The sequence below is a fragment of the Streptomyces sp. NPDC021225 genome (assembly GCF_044332865.1).
Taxonomy (GTDB): Bacteria; Actinomycetota; Actinomycetes; order Streptomycetales; family Streptomycetaceae; genus Streptomyces.
Genome location: NZ_JBIRPV010000001.1, coordinates 446568 through 462075 on the forward strand (window position 1 = coordinate 446568; position 15508 = coordinate 462075).

Sequence of the window (15508 nt, forward strand, 5' to 3'; positions counted from 1 at the left end):
CCGAGTATCCGGTGCTCAGTACGACAGGCCGTGGCCTCTCGGGTAGAGCACCCCGTGCGGCGCGTCCGCGCGCCGTACCGGGACGGGCAGCCTGCCGCGCGGGTTCACCCGGCCCGCGATGACGCGCGCGGCGGCGCGCAGCTCGACGTCCGTCCAGGAGTAGGTGGCCAGGGAGGCGATGGGGACGGCGGAGGCCTCGGGGGCCGCGTCGGGGGCCGCCTCGGCCGCTCTGCCGGCGCCGACGCGGTTGGTGCTGCGGTTGTCGTTGTCGTTGCCGTTGCCGTTGCCGTGCGTGAGGTTGAGGTACGCGACGTCGTACGGGTTCCGGATGGCCACGTGGACCAGCGGGACGCCCGTGGCGGCGAGCTCGGAGACGAGCCTGCGCTGGCGGGACCCCGCGTCGACGTCGTACGTCGTCACGATCACCGCGTCTTGGTTTTTGGCCGCCGCGACCGCCGCTTTGATCCGCTCCGGTGTCGGCTCGGGTGCGGTGCCGGTGGACAGGGTCTCGGCGGTGAAGCCGAGGGCGGTCAGCGCGCGGCCCAGGACGGCCGTCGGCGGGCCGCCGGTGCCGGAGGGGGCGGCCGGGTCCGGGCCCACGACCAGCAGCTTGCGGTGGTGGGAGAGGGACAGCGGCAGCAGGCCGCCCTCGTTGACGAGGAGCGTGGTGGTGCGCTCGGCTATTCGGTCGGCGGCGGCGCGGTGTTCGCGGGTGCCGACCGTGCGGTTCACCTCGCGGTCGGAGGTGTGGGGGTCGTCGAACAGGCCCCGGCGCGCCTTGAGTTCGAGGATGCGCAGTACGGACTCCTCGATGCGGGCCTCGCTGAGCACCCCCTCCCGGACCGCCCGGCGGACGGCCGCCCAGGCGGTCGGCAGGTCCGGCGGGTTCAGCAGCTGGTCCGCACCCGCCTTCAGGGCCAGGACCGGCACCCGTCCGTCGCCGTACTTCTTCCGCACCCCGGCCATCCCGAGCGAGTCCGTCACCACCACGCCGCCGAAGCCCAGTTCACGGCGGAGCACGCCGGTGATGATGGGCTTGGAGAGCGTGGCGGGGTCGTCGACCGGGTCGAGCGCGGGGAACAGCAGATGCGCCGTCATGATCGCGTCGATGCCCGCCTCGATGGCGGCCCGGAACGGCGGCGCGTCCAGCCGCTCCCACTCGGCGCGGGAGTGCGTGATGACCGGGAGGCCGATGTGGCTGTCCACGGCCGTGTCGCCGTGCCCGGGGAAGTGCTTGGCCGTGGCCGCGACCCCGGCGCTCTGATACCCCTCGACCTGGGCCGCGACCAGGCGGGCCACGGACCTGGGGTCGGCGCCGAAGGAGCGTACGCCTATGACCGGGTTCGCCGGGTCGACATTGACGTCCGCCACGGGCGCGTAGTCCTGCCGGATGCCGAGCGCGGCGAGCTCGGCGCCCGCGATCCCGGCGGCGGTCCGGGCATCCGCGGCGCTGCGGCCCGCGCCGAGCGCCATCGCGCCCGGGAGGAGCGTGGCGGGGGCGCCGATGCGCGTGACGATGCCGTGCTCCTGGTCGGTGGACAGGAGGACGGGGACGGGGGCCGGGCCCGCGAGCGCGGCCTTCTGGATGCCGTTGGAGAGCGCGGCGAGCTGGTGGGGATCGCGGATGTTGTGCGCCCACCCGACGTACATGATGCCGCCGACGTGGTACTTCGCTATCAGCTCGGCGGCGTTGGCGACGCCGGCCTCCTTGCGGTTCTGGGCGGCGTCGGCGGGGTCGGGGGCGGTGGCGGAGTGGCCGTAGACCCGCGCCACGAAGAGCTGGCCGATCTTCTCGTCCAGAGTCATCCGGCCCAGGAGCGCGTCGATTCGCTTGCGGTCGCGTTCGCGGTGGCGGGTGGGGGTTTGGGTTGGCGCTGGGGTGGTCTTGCGGTCCCGGGTGGCGGCGGACGGCTGTGGCGAACACGCGGCGGCGGTGGCCGCGAGGGCGGCGGCCAGGAGGGCGCGGCGGGAGGCCGCCTGAGGGAATGCAGGGTTCTGCACCCGCGCTCCTTCCGTAGGGTCGGGGAGGGGGTGGCTGTGGTCCGCATGAAGCGAACATGCGGAAAATATGCGGGAAGTGAGGCTGGGTCAATTCGCGGGACGGAGGGGAACAGCCTCGGTCAATCGGTGCACGACGCCGGTCACGGGGCGGCCGGACGCTGTCGGGGAGTGGCGTGCGGCGGTCAGTCCGCGAAACGTGGCTGCGCGGGCAGCCGGTCCTCGGGCACCTGGAAGACCGCGATGGTGTGGAAGGGCGCGTAGCACTCCGGCGGCGGCTTCGGGTGCGGGGCCGGGATCAGCCTCAGCGTGTCATCGGTGCGGTGGAGGCGCGCGGACGGCCACTGGGCGCAGCCGGTGATCGTGGACCAGCCGACCAGGGGGGTGCGGGTGAAGTCGATGTCCTTGGCCCTGGCGGTGATCTCGCGTGACCGCTCGCCGAAGAGCCGGGCGAAGGCGCTCAGCTCGTCCGGGCGGCGCAGCACGGCACGGACCTCGCGGACCGCCCCGGGGGCGCTCGTGAAGTAGACGAGCCCCGTGTCGACGCGGCCCTGGCGGGAGGGCGTGCCGGGCGGGGAGCTCGGGGTGCCGCCGTCGGCGCGGTTGACGGGGGGCACGCCGACGGCGGGATGCTGCTGGCCGCAGGCCGTGGAGAGGGAGGTCAGCGACGCAGCCAGCAGCGAGGCCGACACCGCCCTGCGGAGACTCACCGGCAGCACGCCCCTTGGACGGCCCGCGCCCCCTGCCGGTTCCGCGGCGGGCGCGGCCGCGCGGAATCGGATACGGGCGGTACGCATGTGGTCATGTTGGCAGCGGCGGTCGTGCGCGGTGCGGTGGGCGCGCCGGGGTTGCGCCGTGTGGGGGGTGCGCCTGCTGTTCGGTGGTGGGTGCGGGGGCGGGGCCTCCGGGGCTGTCACCCTGGACCGCATATTTACGGCGCCGGTGCCCGGAACGGCAGGGAACCCGGAACTTGGCGCCACAAATATGCGTAAGCGTCCAGGGCACCACCCCTGCACCCCCACCCCCTCCCGTCTCGTCGGCGGCTCTCCGCCCGGTGGCCCCAATCCGTCCGGCGTCCCGCTCCCGGCGTCTCGCCGCCGGAGCCGCGTGCCGAACCGCCCACCGGGGTGCGTCGGGGGGGCCTGGGGGTGTCCCTCACGCGGCGGAGCCGCATATCGACGCTGCCGGGAAGGGGCGGGGTGGGGAAAGCCCCCTCGCGCGTCAGACCGCGCGACTCGGCCAGTGGGCGCGGAGCAGGCGCACGGTCTCCGTGATGGCCGGGCGGCGGGCCGCGCCGGTGCGCCATAGGGCGTACAGGCGGCGGATCGGCACCGGGTCGAGGGGGACGGCCAGGACGCCGTCCGGGAGGGGGCCGCGGCCGAGGCGGGGCATCAGCGCGATGCCGAGGCCCGCCGCGACCAGGGCGACCTGGGTGTGGTTCTCCGCCGCCTGGTACGCGAGGTCAGGCTCGGTGCCCGAGGCGCGCAGCGTGCGGACCAGCCAGTCGTGGCAGACGGACCCCGGCGGCTGGCAGATCCACCGCTGCCCCGACAGGTCCTCGCGGCGCAGCGGGCCGGGCCCGGCGAGCGGGTGTCCGGCGGGTACGAGGACGTCGCACAGGTCGTCGCCGAGGACGGCCCGCTCGAGGCCGTCGGGGGCGGGCAGCGGCGCGATGTCCCAGTCGTGGGCGACCGCGAGGTCGATGACTCCTTGGGCCGCCAGGTCGGGGGAGAGGTGTGGGTCGACCTCGATGAGGCGGGCGTCCAGGGAGCGGTGCCGCTCGGCGAGTTCGGCGAGGACTTGGGGCAGCAGCCCGCGGGCCGCCGACGCGAAGGCGCCGATCATCAGCCGCCCGGCGGGCAGCCCGCGCCGCTCCTCCAGCGTGGTCTCGGCCCGCTCGACGATCGCCAGCAGTTGCTGGGCGGTGGCGGCCAGGTGCTGGGCCTCGTCGGTCAGCGCGATGCCCCGGCCCTGGCGTTCCAGGAGCGTGGTGCGGGTCTCCCGTTCGAGCTTGGCGATCTGCTGGGAGACGGCGGAGGGCGTGTAGCCGAGCGCGGTGGCCGCCGCGCTGACCGAGCCGTGGACGGAGACGGCGTGCAGTGCGCGGAGCCGGGCCAGGTCGAGCATGGCGACTCTTTCTTTTAGAGATACTGCATCCAACCATGAAGGAATCCGCGCTGGTGCTACAAGGTCGGCTGCCGTGATGCTCGACTCATGCGACCTGCACACGTGCTTCTGGCCGTCCTTGTCACCGCGGTTTGGGGCGTCAACTTCGTTGTTATCGATATTGGGCTCGACCACTTCCCGCCGCTGCTGTTCGGCGCGCTGCGCTTTCTCGTCGCGGCGCTGCCCGCCGTTTTTCTGGTCGGCCGGCCGAAGGTCGCGTGGAAGTGGGTGCTCGGGGTCGGTCTGGCGCTGGGCGTGGCGAAGTTCGGGCTGTTGTTCATCGGCATGCACGAGGGGATGCCCGCCGGGCTGTCGTCGCTGGTGTTGCAGGTCCAGGCGGTGTTCACGGCGCTGTTCGCGGCCGTGGTGCTGGGGGAGCGGCCGGGGCGTCTGCGGTTGGTGGGCATGGGGGTGGCGCTCGCCGGTATCGGGGTGGCCGCTGTTGATGAGGGGACTTCCGGGCCGCTGCTCTCCTTTGCCCTCGTGATCGCCGCCGCTGTTTTCTGGGGGGTGTCCAACGTTCTGACCCGCAAGGCCGCGCCGCCCGACCCGGTCAACTTCATGGTCTGGGTGAGCCTGGTGCCGGTGCTGCCGCTGCTGGGGCTGTCCCTGGTGTTCGAGGGCGCGGACCCCGATCTGGAGGCCCTGCGCTCGCTCGACTGGGCCGGGGCGGGCGTGATCGTCTACGTCGCCTGGATCGTGACGCTTCTCGGGTTCGGCGCCTGGAACTTCCTGCTGCGGACCTACGACGCCTCGGCGGTCGCGCCCTTCACCCTGCTGGTGCCGGTCTTCGGGATGTCCTCGGCCGCGCTGGTGCTGGGGGAGGGCATCAGCCCGCTGCGCTGGCTGGCGGCGGCGCTGCTGGTGGGCGGCGTGGCGCTGACCTCGGTGTCCCTCAGGCGGCCTCGGCGAGCAGCCGCAGCAGATGGTCCCGCGCCGCGGGAAGCAGCCCCGGAAGCTCGGCCGCCTGTGGGTACCAACGCTTCTCGTACTCCCAGCACAGCCAGCCGTCCCAGCCCGCGCGGCTGAGCAGCTCGACGGACTCGGCCAGCGGCAGCACACCCGCGCCGAGCGGCAGCGGGGTGGTGTCCTCGGCCGAGGCGATGTCCTTGACCTGCACATAGCCCAGGTGCGGGGCGAGCGCGGCGTGGGTGGCGGAGGGGTCCTCACCGCCCAGCCAGGGGTGCATCACATCCCAGATCGCGCCCACATCGGGTCGGTCGACCCGTGCGAGGACGCGGGCCACGTCGGCCCCGGTGCGGTGGGAGTCATGCGTCTCCAGGAGCAGCCGTACGCCCAGGTCGGCGGCGTACGGCGCGGCGGCCGCGAGGCGGCGGGCGGCGTTGGTGTCGGCCTCGGCGGCGTCGAGGTCGCCGCCGCCGGGGAAGACCCGGACGTGCGCCGCGCCCAGGTCGTGGGCGAGTTGGAGGAGTTCCCGGAGGTCGTGCAGCGCGGGCTCGTCCGGGCCGGCGGCGGCGGACCGGACGTAGCCGGCGACCGTGAGCACCGCGAGCCCCGCGGCCTCGAACTCCGCCGCCACCCGCGCCCGCTCGGCGGCCCCGATCCCCGGGTGCACCGGCTCCTCGGGGTGCGCCCGCAGCTCGACGCCGTGGTAGCCGGTGTCGGCGGCGAGCCGCACCACGTCCGGGATCGGCAGGCCGGGGACGCCGAGGGTGGAGAAGGCGAGCTGCATACGGGCTCCGGTTCTTCGCAATGGATCAGGTCTCCATTCTGCTCGTTACCCGGTCGCAAGGCGCCACAGCGAGGTCACCTCCGCCGCGCGGGCCTCGTGCAGCGGGTCGCCGGGGTCGGTGGCGCGGCGGTGGACGGGGCGGGTGTCCAGCCGGTCCACGACCTTCAGGCCCGCCCGGTCGAACGCGGCGAGCAACTCGGCGCGCGGGCGCAGACCGAGGTGTTCGGCGAGGTCGGACAGGATCAGCCAGCCCTCGCCGCCCGGGGCGAGGTGGTCGGCCAGCCCGTCGAGGAAGCCGTGGAGCATCCGGCCGTCCGGGTCGTACACCGCGTACTCGACCGGGGAGGTGGGGCGGGCGGGCACCCAGGGCGGGTTGCAGACGACGAGCGGGGCCCGGCCGGGCGGGAAGAGGTCCTCCTGGACGACATCCACCTGTTCGGCCAGGCCTAGTCTTGCGATGTTCTCGCGTGCGCAGGCCAGCGCGCGGGGATCCTGGTCCGTGGCCGTGATCTTCTGGACGCCCCGGCGGGCCAGTACGGCTCCCAGGACGCCGGTGCCCGTGCCGATGTCGTAGGCGAGGGGTGGTGGGGTCTCGGGGAGGGGGGCTTGGGCCACGAGGTCCACGTATTCGCCGCGTACGGGGGAGAACACGCCGTAGTGCGGATGGATCCGGTCGCCGCCCAGCGCCGGTACCGCGACGCCCTTCTTGCGCCACTCGTGCGCGCCGATCAGGCCCAGCAGTTCGCGCAGGGACGTCACCGAGGGCCCGTCGGCCGGTCCGTACGCCTCCGCGCACGCCTGCCGTACGTCGGGGGCGCGGCGCAGCGGTACGCCGTAGTCGGCGTCCAGCGGGACCAGCAGCATGCCCAGCACCCTGGCCCGCCGGGACTGGGCCTGGCGGTGCTGGTGGAAGGCCTCGGCGGGGGAGGCCGCGGGGGCGCGCCGGTGGCGCGGCCGGCGCGGGCCGCGGTCGGCGCGCCGGGCCATCGCGGTCAGCAGCTGGCGGGCGCCCCGGTAGTCGCCGCGCCACAGCAGCGCGGTGCCCTCACAGGCGAGGCGATAGGCGGTGTCGGCCGTCATGCGGTCGTCGGCGGTGGTCACCCGCCGGGGTGGGGGCGTCTGGTTCTCGGAGCGCCAGCGGGCGTCGTGGGTGTGCCCGGCTTCGGTCCATTCGATGACCTGATGCGTACTCAGGGGGTTACCTCGTGGTTGGTTTGGTGCCGATGTCGTTCTCCCTATCGTGCTACGGGCTTTGGTGCGAGTGGTTTTCGGCCGGATGACGCCCCCTCAGGTCTCTGGTCGGCCCGGGGGTCCGGTTCTACGATGGGAGCGCTCCCGCGCATCTCGCGCACCCCGCACCAGAGGAGAACAAGGGACACTTGGAGCCGTCATGATTTGTCATGAGCACAACCGGAAAAGGTGGGTGGCGCGGGCCTCGGCCGCCGCGTCCGCCGCCGTCCTGATGATCGCCATCCCGCTGGCGGACACCGCCGCAGCCCACGGCTCGGCCATCGGCCCGGCCTCGCGCAACTACGGCTGCTGGAAGCGCTGGGGCAGCGACTTCCAGAACCCGGAGATGAAGACCAAGGACCCCATGTGCTGGCAGGCCTGGCAGGCCGACACCAACGCCATGTGGAACTGGAACGGGCTCTACCGGGAGGGCGTCGCGGGCAACCACCAGGCCGCCCTCCCCGACGGCCAGCTCTGTAGCGGCGGGCACACCTCGTCCGGCCGCTACAACGCGATGGACGTGCCCGGCAAGTGGGAGGCCACGGCCGTCAGCAACAGCTTCACCTTCAAGAACCACGACCAGGCGAAGCACGGTGCGGACTACTACCGCATCTATGTGACGAAGCAGGGCTACGACGCCACTACGCAGGCGCTGCGCTGGAGCGACCTCGAGCTGGTCGCCCAGACCGGCAAGATCGCCCCCGGTGTGGGGGAGCCCTCCACCGACCCCGCGCTCAACGGGGTCACCGTCTCGATCCCGGTCAACGCCCCCGGGCGCACCGGCCGCCACGTCGTCTTCATGATCTGGCAGGCCAGCCACCTGGACCAGTCGTTCTACTCGTGCAGTGACGTGATCTTCCCCGGCGGGTAGGTCCGGCCTCCGGCCCGTCTCGACGCCTGCGGCGAGCCGCTCCCCTTCCCCGCCCGCGTCTTTCCGTGGGGTGGCAAGGGCTCCGCCCTGGACCCCGGGGTCCAGGGCGGAGCCCCAGCTGCGGGAAGGGGCGGGCAGGGGAAAGAGCCGCCGGGCACCCCCGGTCGCGGCCCCGTTACCCGGCGCGCCGCGGCGGAGCCGTGGACGCGCGGGCCATCAGTTCGGAGCGCACCATCGCCACCCCGCCCGGCGGCTGCGGCTCGCGGCCCAGCGCCAGGCGGCCGGCGCGGGCCCCCGCCTCGTGGAGGGGGAGCCGGACCGTGGTGAGCGCCGGGACCGCGTCCGCGCTGAACGGCAGGTCGTCGAAGCCCGCGACCGACACGTCGTCGGGGATCCGCAGCCCCTGGTCGCGCAGCGCCGCGCAGACGCCGAGGGCGATCGTGTCGTTGGCGGCCACGATCGCCGTCAACGCGTCGTCGCGGCGCAGCAGTTCGAGCGTGGCGTCATAGCCGGAGGAGCGGTCGTACAGGCCGTGGACGGTCAGTCGGTCCGCCGCCTCGCCCAGGCCCGCCGCCGCCAGGGCCGCCCGGTGGCCGTCCAGGCGGTCGCGGGTCGTGGTGCGCTCGGCGGGGCCCGCGACGTAGCCGATCCGGCGGTGGCCGAGGGTCAGCAGGTGCTCGGTGAGCCGCCGGGCGCCGCCGCGGTTGTCGAAGGCGAGGGTGACCGCGTCCTCGATCGGGGGGCGGCCGCACAGCACCACGCGGGTGCCGGACGCGGCGAGGCGGGACGCCTTGGCGGCGACCGCGGCCATGTGGTCGGGGTGCTCGACCGCGCCGCCGGTGAGCACCACCGCGGCGGCCCGCTGCCGCTGGAGCAGGGTGAGGTAGTTCAGTTCGCGCTCCGGGGAGCCGCCGGTGTTGCAGACGACGGCCAGCTTCTCGCCGTGGCGCCCGGACTCCGCGACCGCGCCCATCTCGGACTGCACGGCCCCGGCGATGATCCCGAAGAAGGGGTCCGCGATGTCGTTGACCAGCACGCCCACCAGATCCGACGTGGCGGCGGCGAGCGCGCTCGCCGGGCCGTTGACCACGTACTCCAGCTCGTCCACCGCGCGCAGCACCCGGGCCCGGGTCGATTCGGCGACCGGATAGTTGCCGCTCAGGACGCGCGACACGGTGGCCGCCGAGACCCGTGCCCGTGCCGCCACATCGGCCAGGGTCACTGCCATGATTCCTCCGTTGGATGGTCCGCTGGTGGTGCGCCGCTCGGTCCGTGCCCATGCTCTCACTGGTCAGGGCCGGTGCCGGAGGACGGATGCGATTGTGCTCTCCCAGGTCTTGTCCGGTCATCAGGACCATGTCTAGGGTCCTCCCCAGCAAGCGCTTTCCCTCGGCGAGGAGCCCCGCCCATGGCCGCAGCCACCACCCGTATCCGTGCCGCCGTCGTCGGCACCGGAGGCATTGTCTCCGGCAGCCATCTGCCAGCGCTCCGCGCGCTGGCCGACCGCGTGGACCTCGTCGCGGGGGTCGACGTGGACGAGGGCCGCCTGGAGGCGTTCCGCGCCCAGGCGGCCGAGCCCGGCGAGGCGGGTCCCGGGTTCACCGTGACCGGCTACACGGATCTGTCCGCCATGCTCGAGGCCGAGCGCCCCGACCTGGTCCTCATCGGCACCCCGCCCTCGCTCCACCGCGAGCAGACCGTGGCCGCGCTGCGCGCCGGTGCCTGGGTGCTGTGCGAGAAGCCGCTGTGTCTCACGCTCGCCGAGTACGACGAGATCGCGGCGGCCGAGGCGGCCGAGAAGCCCGACGGCGGCCCGTACGCGTCGGTGGTCTTCCAGCACCGCTACGGCTCGGGCGCCGTCCACGCCCGGGAGCTGCTGTCGAGCGGCGAGTTGGGCAAGCCGCTGGTCGCCCACTGCCAGACCACCTGGTACCGCAACACCGACTACTACGCGGTGCCCTGGCGCGGCCGCTGGGACAGCGAGGGCGGCGGCCCCTCCATGGGCCACGGCATCCACCAGATGGACCTGCTGCTGCATCTCCTCGGCGACTGGAGCGAGATACGCGGCATGGCCGGGCGGCTGGTCCACGACGTGGAGAGCGAGGACGTCTCCACCGCGCTGGTCCGCTTCGCAGGCGGCGCCATGGCCACCGTCGTCAACAGCGTGGTCTCGCCGGACGAGGTCAGCCGGATCCGCGTCGACTGCGCCGACGCCACGGTCGAACTCACCCATCTGTACGGGCACACCAACGACGACTGGGCCTACACCCCCGCCCCGCACGCGGCCGACGACGCCGACCGCGTCGCCCGCTGGCGCACCCCCGCCGCCGACCTGCCCAGCTCGCACAAGGCCCAGCTGGCGGTCGTCCTCGACGCGATGCGGGACGGCGTGCGCCCCCCGGGCAGCGGCCCGGACGCCCGCCGCACGATGGAGTTCATCGCCGCGCTCTACAAGTCGGCCTTCACCGGACAGCCCGTCCACGCGGGCGAGATAGCCCCCGGGGACCCGTACTACGACGCCATGCACGGAAACCACCCCGACTGGGCCCCCGCCCCGTCCGCGAAGGAGCAGTGAGCATGACCGAGCCGATCACCGTCACCCATATCCACGGCGAGCGCGTCACGGTCGCCTCCGGGGGTGTCGAGCTGCTGGCCTACGTCTACCGGCCGGACGCCGACCCGTTCGAGTCGCTCAAGCCGTACACCCACCCGCTGCGCACCCTGGCCGGCAACGCGGTCTCCGGCTACCGGCCGAACGACCACCGCTGGCACAAGGGCCTCCAGATGACGGCGAGTCATCTGTCCGAGCAGAACTTCTGGGGCGGCAACTCCTACCTCGGCCCCGAGGAGGGCTACCGGCGGGTCGAGGAGCGCGTCGGCTCGATGCGCCACGACGGCTTCGAGGAGTTCACCGTCGCCGACGACCGGCTGCGGTTCGCCGAGAAGCTCACCTGGGTGGCCCATCCCTCTGAACAGCACAGCGGCGGCCAGGAGTGGGCCGAGGAGCTGCGCACCGTCGAGGTGCACTCCGTGGAGCCCGCCGAGGGCACCTGGGCCATCGACTGGTCCATCCGCCTCACCAACATCCGCGGCGAGGAGCTGCGCTTCGGCTCCCCGACCACCGCGGGCCGTGAGATGGCCGGCTACACCGGGCTGAACTGGCGCGGTCCCCGCGACTTCACCGGCGGCGATGTGTTCGGCCCCGGCGGGCGCGGCGGCAAGGGCGAGGAGGGCGCGTCCGGCCTGATGGGCACCCCGGCCGCCGAGGCGCCGTGGATCGCCTTCACCGGCGAGCACGACGACGTGGACGGACACTCCACGCTGCTGTTCTCGCACGCCCCCGAGAACGCCGAGGCCGTGCACGCCTCTCACTGGTTCGTGCGCTCCGAGCCCATCCCCTCGGTCGCCTTCTCCTGGGCGTTCTTCGAGGAGTTCGCGCTGCCCCCGGGCGAGAGCTTCGCGTACCGCTACCGCGTGGTGATCGCGGACGGCGCGTGGGACCAGGAGCGCGCCGAGACCTACCTCAAGTCCCATGGGTGGTGAGCCGGCGATGACCGGGATCACCGACCCGCTGCCGGGCGGGGTGGGGCTGTCCCACATCAGCGCGTATGAGTGGGAGGCCGCCGACGGGGTGTGCGGCGGCAGCCCGCACCTCCATCTGGCCTGCACCGAGGCGTATGTGGTGACCGGCGGGCGGGGCGCCGTGCAGACCCTGACCGTCGAGGACGGTTACGTCGAGACGCCGCTGGAGCCGGGCGCCGTGGTGTGGTTCTCGCCCGGCACGGTGCACCGCATGGTGCAGCGCGGCGGGCTGAAGGTGACCGTGCTGATGCAGAACAGCGGGCTGCCCGAGGCGGGGGACGCCGTGTTCACCTTTCCCCAGGAGGTGCTGGCCGACCCCGAGGCGTACGCGGCGGCCGCCGCCCTGCCCGCCAAGGAGGGGCCCGAGGCCGACGCGGCGGCCCGGCGCCGCCGGGACCTGGCGGTCACCGGCTATCTGGAGCTGAGGGAGGCCCTGGAGAAGGGCGACGACGGCCCGCTGCGCGCCTTCCACGAGGCCGCGGTGCGCCTGGTCGGGCCCAAGCTGGCCGCCTGGGAGCCCCGCTGGCGCGCGGGCGCCCTCGCCGCCGCCCGGCGCACCGGCGACCACCTGGCCGCGCTCGCGGCCGGCGACCCGGCGCATCTGGCGCAGGCCCGTGTCCGCGCGGCCGGGCCCACCCGGCGGGGCGGCTACGGCATGTGCGGCCGCCGCGACGAGTACGAACTCCCCGGGGTCACGCTGCCGTACTACGGCGAGTGACCTGAACCGCTGGATCAGCACGGCCAACTCGGCGCACAGCCCTGTCCATCACAGGGAACAACCGCGATCATCGCTGGCCGACCATATTTCGGAAAGATCAGAAGGGAGGCTGGCCACAGCATGCTTCGAATCAGGACAAAGGTGTCCTGCGCTCTGGCCCTCACCTTCACCCTCTGCGCGACCCTGACCGGGTGCGGCGGCGGTGAAGGCGGCGGCTCGGGCGGCAAGGTCACCCTGCGCTTCACCTGGTGGGGCAACCCGGACCGGGCGGCCCGCACGGAAGAAGCGGTCAAGCTCTTCGAGAAGAAGAACCCCAACATCAACATCAGCACCTCGTTCGCGGGCTTCGACGCGTACAAGCAGAAGCTCGCCACCCAGGCGGCGGGCGGTGACGCCCCCGATGTGATGCAGCTCGACTACCGCATGATCAACCAGTACGCGGACGGCGGTGTGCTGCTCGACCTGGGTGAGCACAAGGAGCTGAGCACCTCCGAGATGGACAAGGGGCTGCTGGCCACCGGCGTCGTGAACGACAAGCAGTACGCGATCCCGGTGGCGCGCGGCTCGGAGACCGTGGTGTACGACTCGGTCCTGTGGCGCAAGGCCGGGGTGCCCGAGCCCAAGGTCGGCTGGACCTGGGACGACTGGGCGGACGCCATGGTCAAGCTGTCCAAATCCAAGGCGACCGGCGGCCGGGTGGGCGGCACCGATCCCGGCCAGAGCGAGGACGTCTTCGAGATCTGGCTGCGCGGCCAGGGCAAGGTCCTCTACACCGACGACTACAAGCTCGGCTTCACGGCGGACGATCTGGCGCGCTACTGGGAGTGGTGCACGGGGCTCCGCAAGCAGGGCGCGGTCAGCTCCGCCCAGCAGACCACCCAGATGGACGGCTCGGTGGAGAACACCCCGTTCGGCCGGCTCACGGCCGTCTCGGACTTCAACTGGGACGCCCCCGCCAGCGGCTATCTGGCGATCATCGGGGAGGGCGTGAAGCTCGCGCCGATGCCGGCGGGCGAGAACGGCACGCCCGGCCAGTACTTCAAGCCGTCGATGTTCTTCGGGGCTTCGTCGAAGACCGGCCACCCCAAGGAGGCGGCCCAGTTCATCGACTTCCTGCTGAACGACCCCGACGCGGGCGCCATCCTCGGCAACTCCCGCGGCATCCCGGCCAACGACTCCATCCGCAAGGTGGTGACGCCCAAGCTGGAGGGGTTCGACGTGGTGGTCTCCGCGTACCAGAAGCAGTTCGAGGGCAAGCTCAAGGATCCGCCGCCCGCGCCGCCCAAGGGCGACGCGTCGTTGCAGACCACCTTCAGCCGCGACTACGACCAGGTGTCGTTCGAGCAGATGTCGCCGCGTGAGGCGGCCGAGGACTTTGTCACCGAGGCGAAGGCGGAGCTGAGGCAATGAGCGCGACCGCAACCCGCCCCCAGCCGGCCCCGGCGAGCGCCGGCCGGCCGGGCAAGCGCCCCCCGAAGCGCGAGCGCCAGGGCGCCGCCTGGGTGTTCCTGTCCCCGTGGGTGCTCGGCGCCAGTGTGCTGACGCTGCTGCCCATGGCCGTCTCGCTGTATCTGTCGTTCACCAACTACGACATGTTCAACAGCCCCAGCTGGGTCGGGGTCCGCAACTACGTCCAGATGTTCACCGAGGACCCCCGCTACTGGCGGTCGGTCACCTCGACCCTCACCTATGTCGTGATCGCGGTGCCGCTTCAGCTCGCGCTGGCCCTCACGGTCGCGCTGGCGCTGAAGTCGGTCAAGCGCGGCAAGGGCTTCTACCGCTCCGCCTTCTACGCCCCCTCGCTGCTCGGCGCGTCCATGAGCATCGCCCTGGTCTGGCGGGCGATCTTCAACGACGGCGGCACCGTGGACAACATGCTGTCCTGGTTCGGCCTGGACATCGGCGGCTGGATCAACAAGCCGGGCTGGGCCCTGCTGGCCGTCGCGCTGCTGACCGTCTGGCAGTTCGGCGCCCCCATGGTGATCTTCCTGGCCGGGCTCCAGCAGATACCCGGCGAGCTGTACGAGGCGGCGGCCATGGACGGGGCCGGATGGTGGCGGCAGTTCCGCTCCATCACGCTCCCCATGCTGTCCCCGGTGCTCTTCTTCAACCTGGTGCTCCAGACCATCCAGGCGTTCCAGGTCTTCACCCCGGCCTTCGCGGTCAGCGGCGGCAAGGGCGGACCCGCGGACTCCACGCTCTTCTACACGCTCTACCTCTACGACCGCGGCTTCACCGCCTCCCACATGGGCTACGCCTCGGCCATGGCCTGGGTGCTGCTGGCGGCCATCGGCATCGTCACCGCGGTGCTGTTCCGCACCTCCCGCTCCTGGGTCTTCTACGCCAACGACGACAATGAGGGGGCCCGATGACCACCGTGGACACCACCGTGGCGGCGGGCGCCACGGCCCGCCGCCGCCCGCGCCCCGCCCGGATCGCCCTGCACGTCGTGCTGATCGCCGTGCTGCTGGTGATGCTCTACCCGCTGGCCTGGCTGGTCGCGACCTCCTTCAAGCCGGCCAACGAGGTGATCGCCAGCCTCAAGCTGCTCCCCAGCCATCTGGAGTGGAGCAACTACTCGACCGCGCTGGACGGCGTGAACGAGGTCAGCGTCGGCCAGTTGCTGTGGAACTCGCTGCTGATCGCGGGCGGCGCGGTGCTCGGCAACGTCATCAGCTGCTCGCTCGCCGCGTACGCTTTCGCGCGGCTGCGGTTCAGGATGCGCGGCCCGCTGTTCGCCTTCATGATCGCGACGATCATGCTGCCGCACCACGCGGTGCTGATCCCGCAGTACATCGTCTTCAACCAGCTCGGCATGGTGAACACCTACTGGCCGATGATCCTGCCGAAGTTCCTGGCCACCGACGCCTTCTTCGTCTTCCTCATCGTGCAGTTCATGCGCTCGCTGCCGCGCGAGCTGGAGGAGGCGGCGCGGATCGACGGCTGCGGGCCGTTCCGCTCGTTCTTCAGCGTCATCCTGCCGCTGACCAGGCCCGCCCTGATCACCACCGCGATCTTCACCTTCATCTGGACCTGGAACGACTTCTTCACCCAGCTCATCTACCTCTTCGAGCCGGAGAAGTTCACCCTCACCCTGGCCCTGCGGTCCTTCGTGGACGCCTCCAGCCAGTCGGCCTTCGGCCCGATGTTCGCCATGTCGGTCTTCGCGCTGCTGCCGATCGTGCTGTTCTTCCTCGCCTTCCAGCGCTTCCTGGTGGAGGGCATGGCCAACTCCGGACTGAAGGGCTGA

Annotated in this window: 13 protein-coding genes and 1 pseudogene; 8 read left to right on the forward strand and 6 right to left on the reverse strand. The window is 72.5% G+C overall.

What is annotated here, in order from left to right:
* Positions 1-15: 15 nt before the first annotated feature.
* The 3 genes from ACH4S9_RS02070 to ACH4S9_RS02080 form a co-directional block, all read right to left on the reverse strand.
* Positions 16-2001 carry a glycoside hydrolase family 3 protein gene (locus ACH4S9_RS02070; protein WP_398369223.1) on the reverse strand — a complete coding sequence of 662 codons (1986 nt, stop codon included), beginning with the start codon at positions 1999-2001 and terminating at the stop codon, positions 16-18.
* Between the two features lie 182 nt (positions 2002-2183).
* Complete coding sequence (locus tag ACH4S9_RS02075) at positions 2184-2708, reverse strand: hypothetical protein (protein WP_385340725.1); 525 nt, start codon at positions 2706-2708, stop codon at positions 2184-2186.
* A 511-nt stretch (positions 2709-3219) separates the two neighbouring features.
* A complete protein-coding gene (locus ACH4S9_RS02080; protein ID WP_398369226.1) occupies positions 3220-4125 on the reverse strand; it encodes a LysR family transcriptional regulator in 906 nt (301 codons plus the stop codon).
* An 87-nt stretch (positions 4126-4212) separates the two neighbouring features.
* Between ACH4S9_RS02080 and ACH4S9_RS02085 the strand changes: the two genes are divergently transcribed.
* Entirely contained in the window at positions 4213-5193 is a 981-nt protein-coding gene (locus ACH4S9_RS02085; protein WP_398369228.1) for an EamA family transporter, read from the forward strand.
* Here ACH4S9_RS02085 and ACH4S9_RS02090 read toward each other — a convergent pair.
* A pseudogene (locus ACH4S9_RS02090) lies at positions 5183-5857 on the reverse strand (sugar phosphate isomerase/epimerase family protein); the annotation flags it as partial. The gene ACH4S9_RS02085 and the pseudogene ACH4S9_RS02090 overlap by 11 nt on opposite strands.
* Before the next feature lie 45 nt (positions 5858-5902).
* Entirely contained in the window at positions 5903-7051 is a 1149-nt protein-coding gene (locus ACH4S9_RS02095) for a methyltransferase (protein WP_398370490.1), read from the reverse strand.
* A 196-nt stretch (positions 7052-7247) separates the two neighbouring features.
* On the opposite strand from ACH4S9_RS02095, the gene ACH4S9_RS02100 reads away from it, so the two are divergent.
* Positions 7248-7958, forward strand: coding sequence for a lytic polysaccharide monooxygenase (locus ACH4S9_RS02100; RefSeq protein WP_398369230.1), 711 nt, complete (start codon positions 7248-7250; stop codon positions 7956-7958).
* Between the two features lie 175 nt (positions 7959-8133).
* Here the strand turns inward: ACH4S9_RS02100 and ACH4S9_RS02105 are convergent, their stop codons facing one another.
* Entirely contained in the window at positions 8134-9186 is a 1053-nt protein-coding gene (locus ACH4S9_RS02105) for a LacI family DNA-binding transcriptional regulator (protein ID WP_311729665.1), read from the reverse strand.
* A gap of 180 nt (positions 9187-9366) precedes the next feature.
* Here ACH4S9_RS02105 and ACH4S9_RS02110 point away from each other — a divergent pair, with 180 nt between their 5' ends.
* The 6 genes from ACH4S9_RS02110 (at position 9367) to ACH4S9_RS02135 (ending at position 15508) form a co-directional block, all read left to right on the forward strand.
* Positions 9367-10533, forward strand: a complete 1167-nt coding sequence (locus tag ACH4S9_RS02110; protein ID WP_311729664.1) for a Gfo/Idh/MocA family oxidoreductase — start codon at positions 9367-9369, stop codon at positions 10531-10533.
* Between the two features lie 2 nt (positions 10534-10535).
* Positions 10536-11501, forward strand: coding sequence for a PmoA family protein (locus tag ACH4S9_RS02115; RefSeq protein WP_311729663.1), 966 nt, complete (start codon positions 10536-10538; stop codon positions 11499-11501).
* Between the two features lie 7 nt (positions 11502-11508).
* Entirely contained in the window at positions 11509-12258 is a 750-nt protein-coding gene (locus ACH4S9_RS02120; RefSeq protein WP_398369233.1) for a cupin, read from the forward strand.
* Positions 12259-12378: 120 nt separating this feature from the next.
* Positions 12379-13668, forward strand: a complete 1290-nt coding sequence (locus ACH4S9_RS02125) for an ABC transporter substrate-binding protein (RefSeq protein WP_398369235.1) — start codon at positions 12379-12381, stop codon at positions 13666-13668.
* The gene (locus ACH4S9_RS02130; RefSeq protein ID WP_311729660.1) at positions 13665-14630 is read left to right on the forward strand and encodes a sugar ABC transporter permease; all 966 of its coding nucleotides are present in this window, start codon (positions 13665-13667) and stop codon (positions 14628-14630) included. The genes ACH4S9_RS02125 and ACH4S9_RS02130 overlap by 4 nt, the downstream gene beginning before the upstream one ends.
* A complete protein-coding gene (locus ACH4S9_RS02135) occupies positions 14627-15508 on the forward strand; it encodes a carbohydrate ABC transporter permease (RefSeq protein WP_385340734.1) in 882 nt (293 codons plus the stop codon). The genes ACH4S9_RS02130 and ACH4S9_RS02135 overlap by 4 nt, the downstream gene beginning before the upstream one ends.

Coding starts and splice junctions, on each gene's coding strand:
- ACH4S9_RS02135 (WP_385340734.1), top strand. CDS start 14,627: ATGACCACCGTGGACACCACCGTGGCGGCGGGCGCCACGGCCCGCCGC.
- ACH4S9_RS02100 (WP_398369230.1), top strand. CDS start 7,248: ATGATTTGTCATGAGCACAACCGGAAAAGGTGGGTGGCGCGGGCCTCG.
- ACH4S9_RS02080 (WP_398369226.1), bottom strand. CDS start 4,125: ATGCTCGACCTGGCCCGGCTCCGCGCACTGCACGCCGTCTCCGTCCAC.
- ACH4S9_RS02130 (WP_311729660.1), top strand. CDS start 13,665: ATGAGCGCGACCGCAACCCGCCCCCAGCCGGCCCCGGCGAGCGCCGGC.
- ACH4S9_RS02125 (WP_398369235.1), top strand. CDS start 12,379: ATGCTTCGAATCAGGACAAAGGTGTCCTGCGCTCTGGCCCTCACCTTC.
- ACH4S9_RS02110 (WP_311729664.1), top strand. CDS start 9,367: ATGGCCGCAGCCACCACCCGTATCCGTGCCGCCGTCGTCGGCACCGGA.
- ACH4S9_RS02115 (WP_311729663.1), top strand. CDS start 10,536: ATGACCGAGCCGATCACCGTCACCCATATCCACGGCGAGCGCGTCACG.
- ACH4S9_RS02105 (WP_311729665.1), bottom strand. CDS start 9,186: ATGGCAGTGACCCTGGCCGATGTGGCGGCACGGGCACGGGTCTCGGCG.
- ACH4S9_RS02085 (WP_398369228.1), top strand. CDS start 4,213: ATGCGACCTGCACACGTGCTTCTGGCCGTCCTTGTCACCGCGGTTTGG.
- ACH4S9_RS02120 (WP_398369233.1), top strand. CDS start 11,509: ATGACCGGGATCACCGACCCGCTGCCGGGCGGGGTGGGGCTGTCCCAC.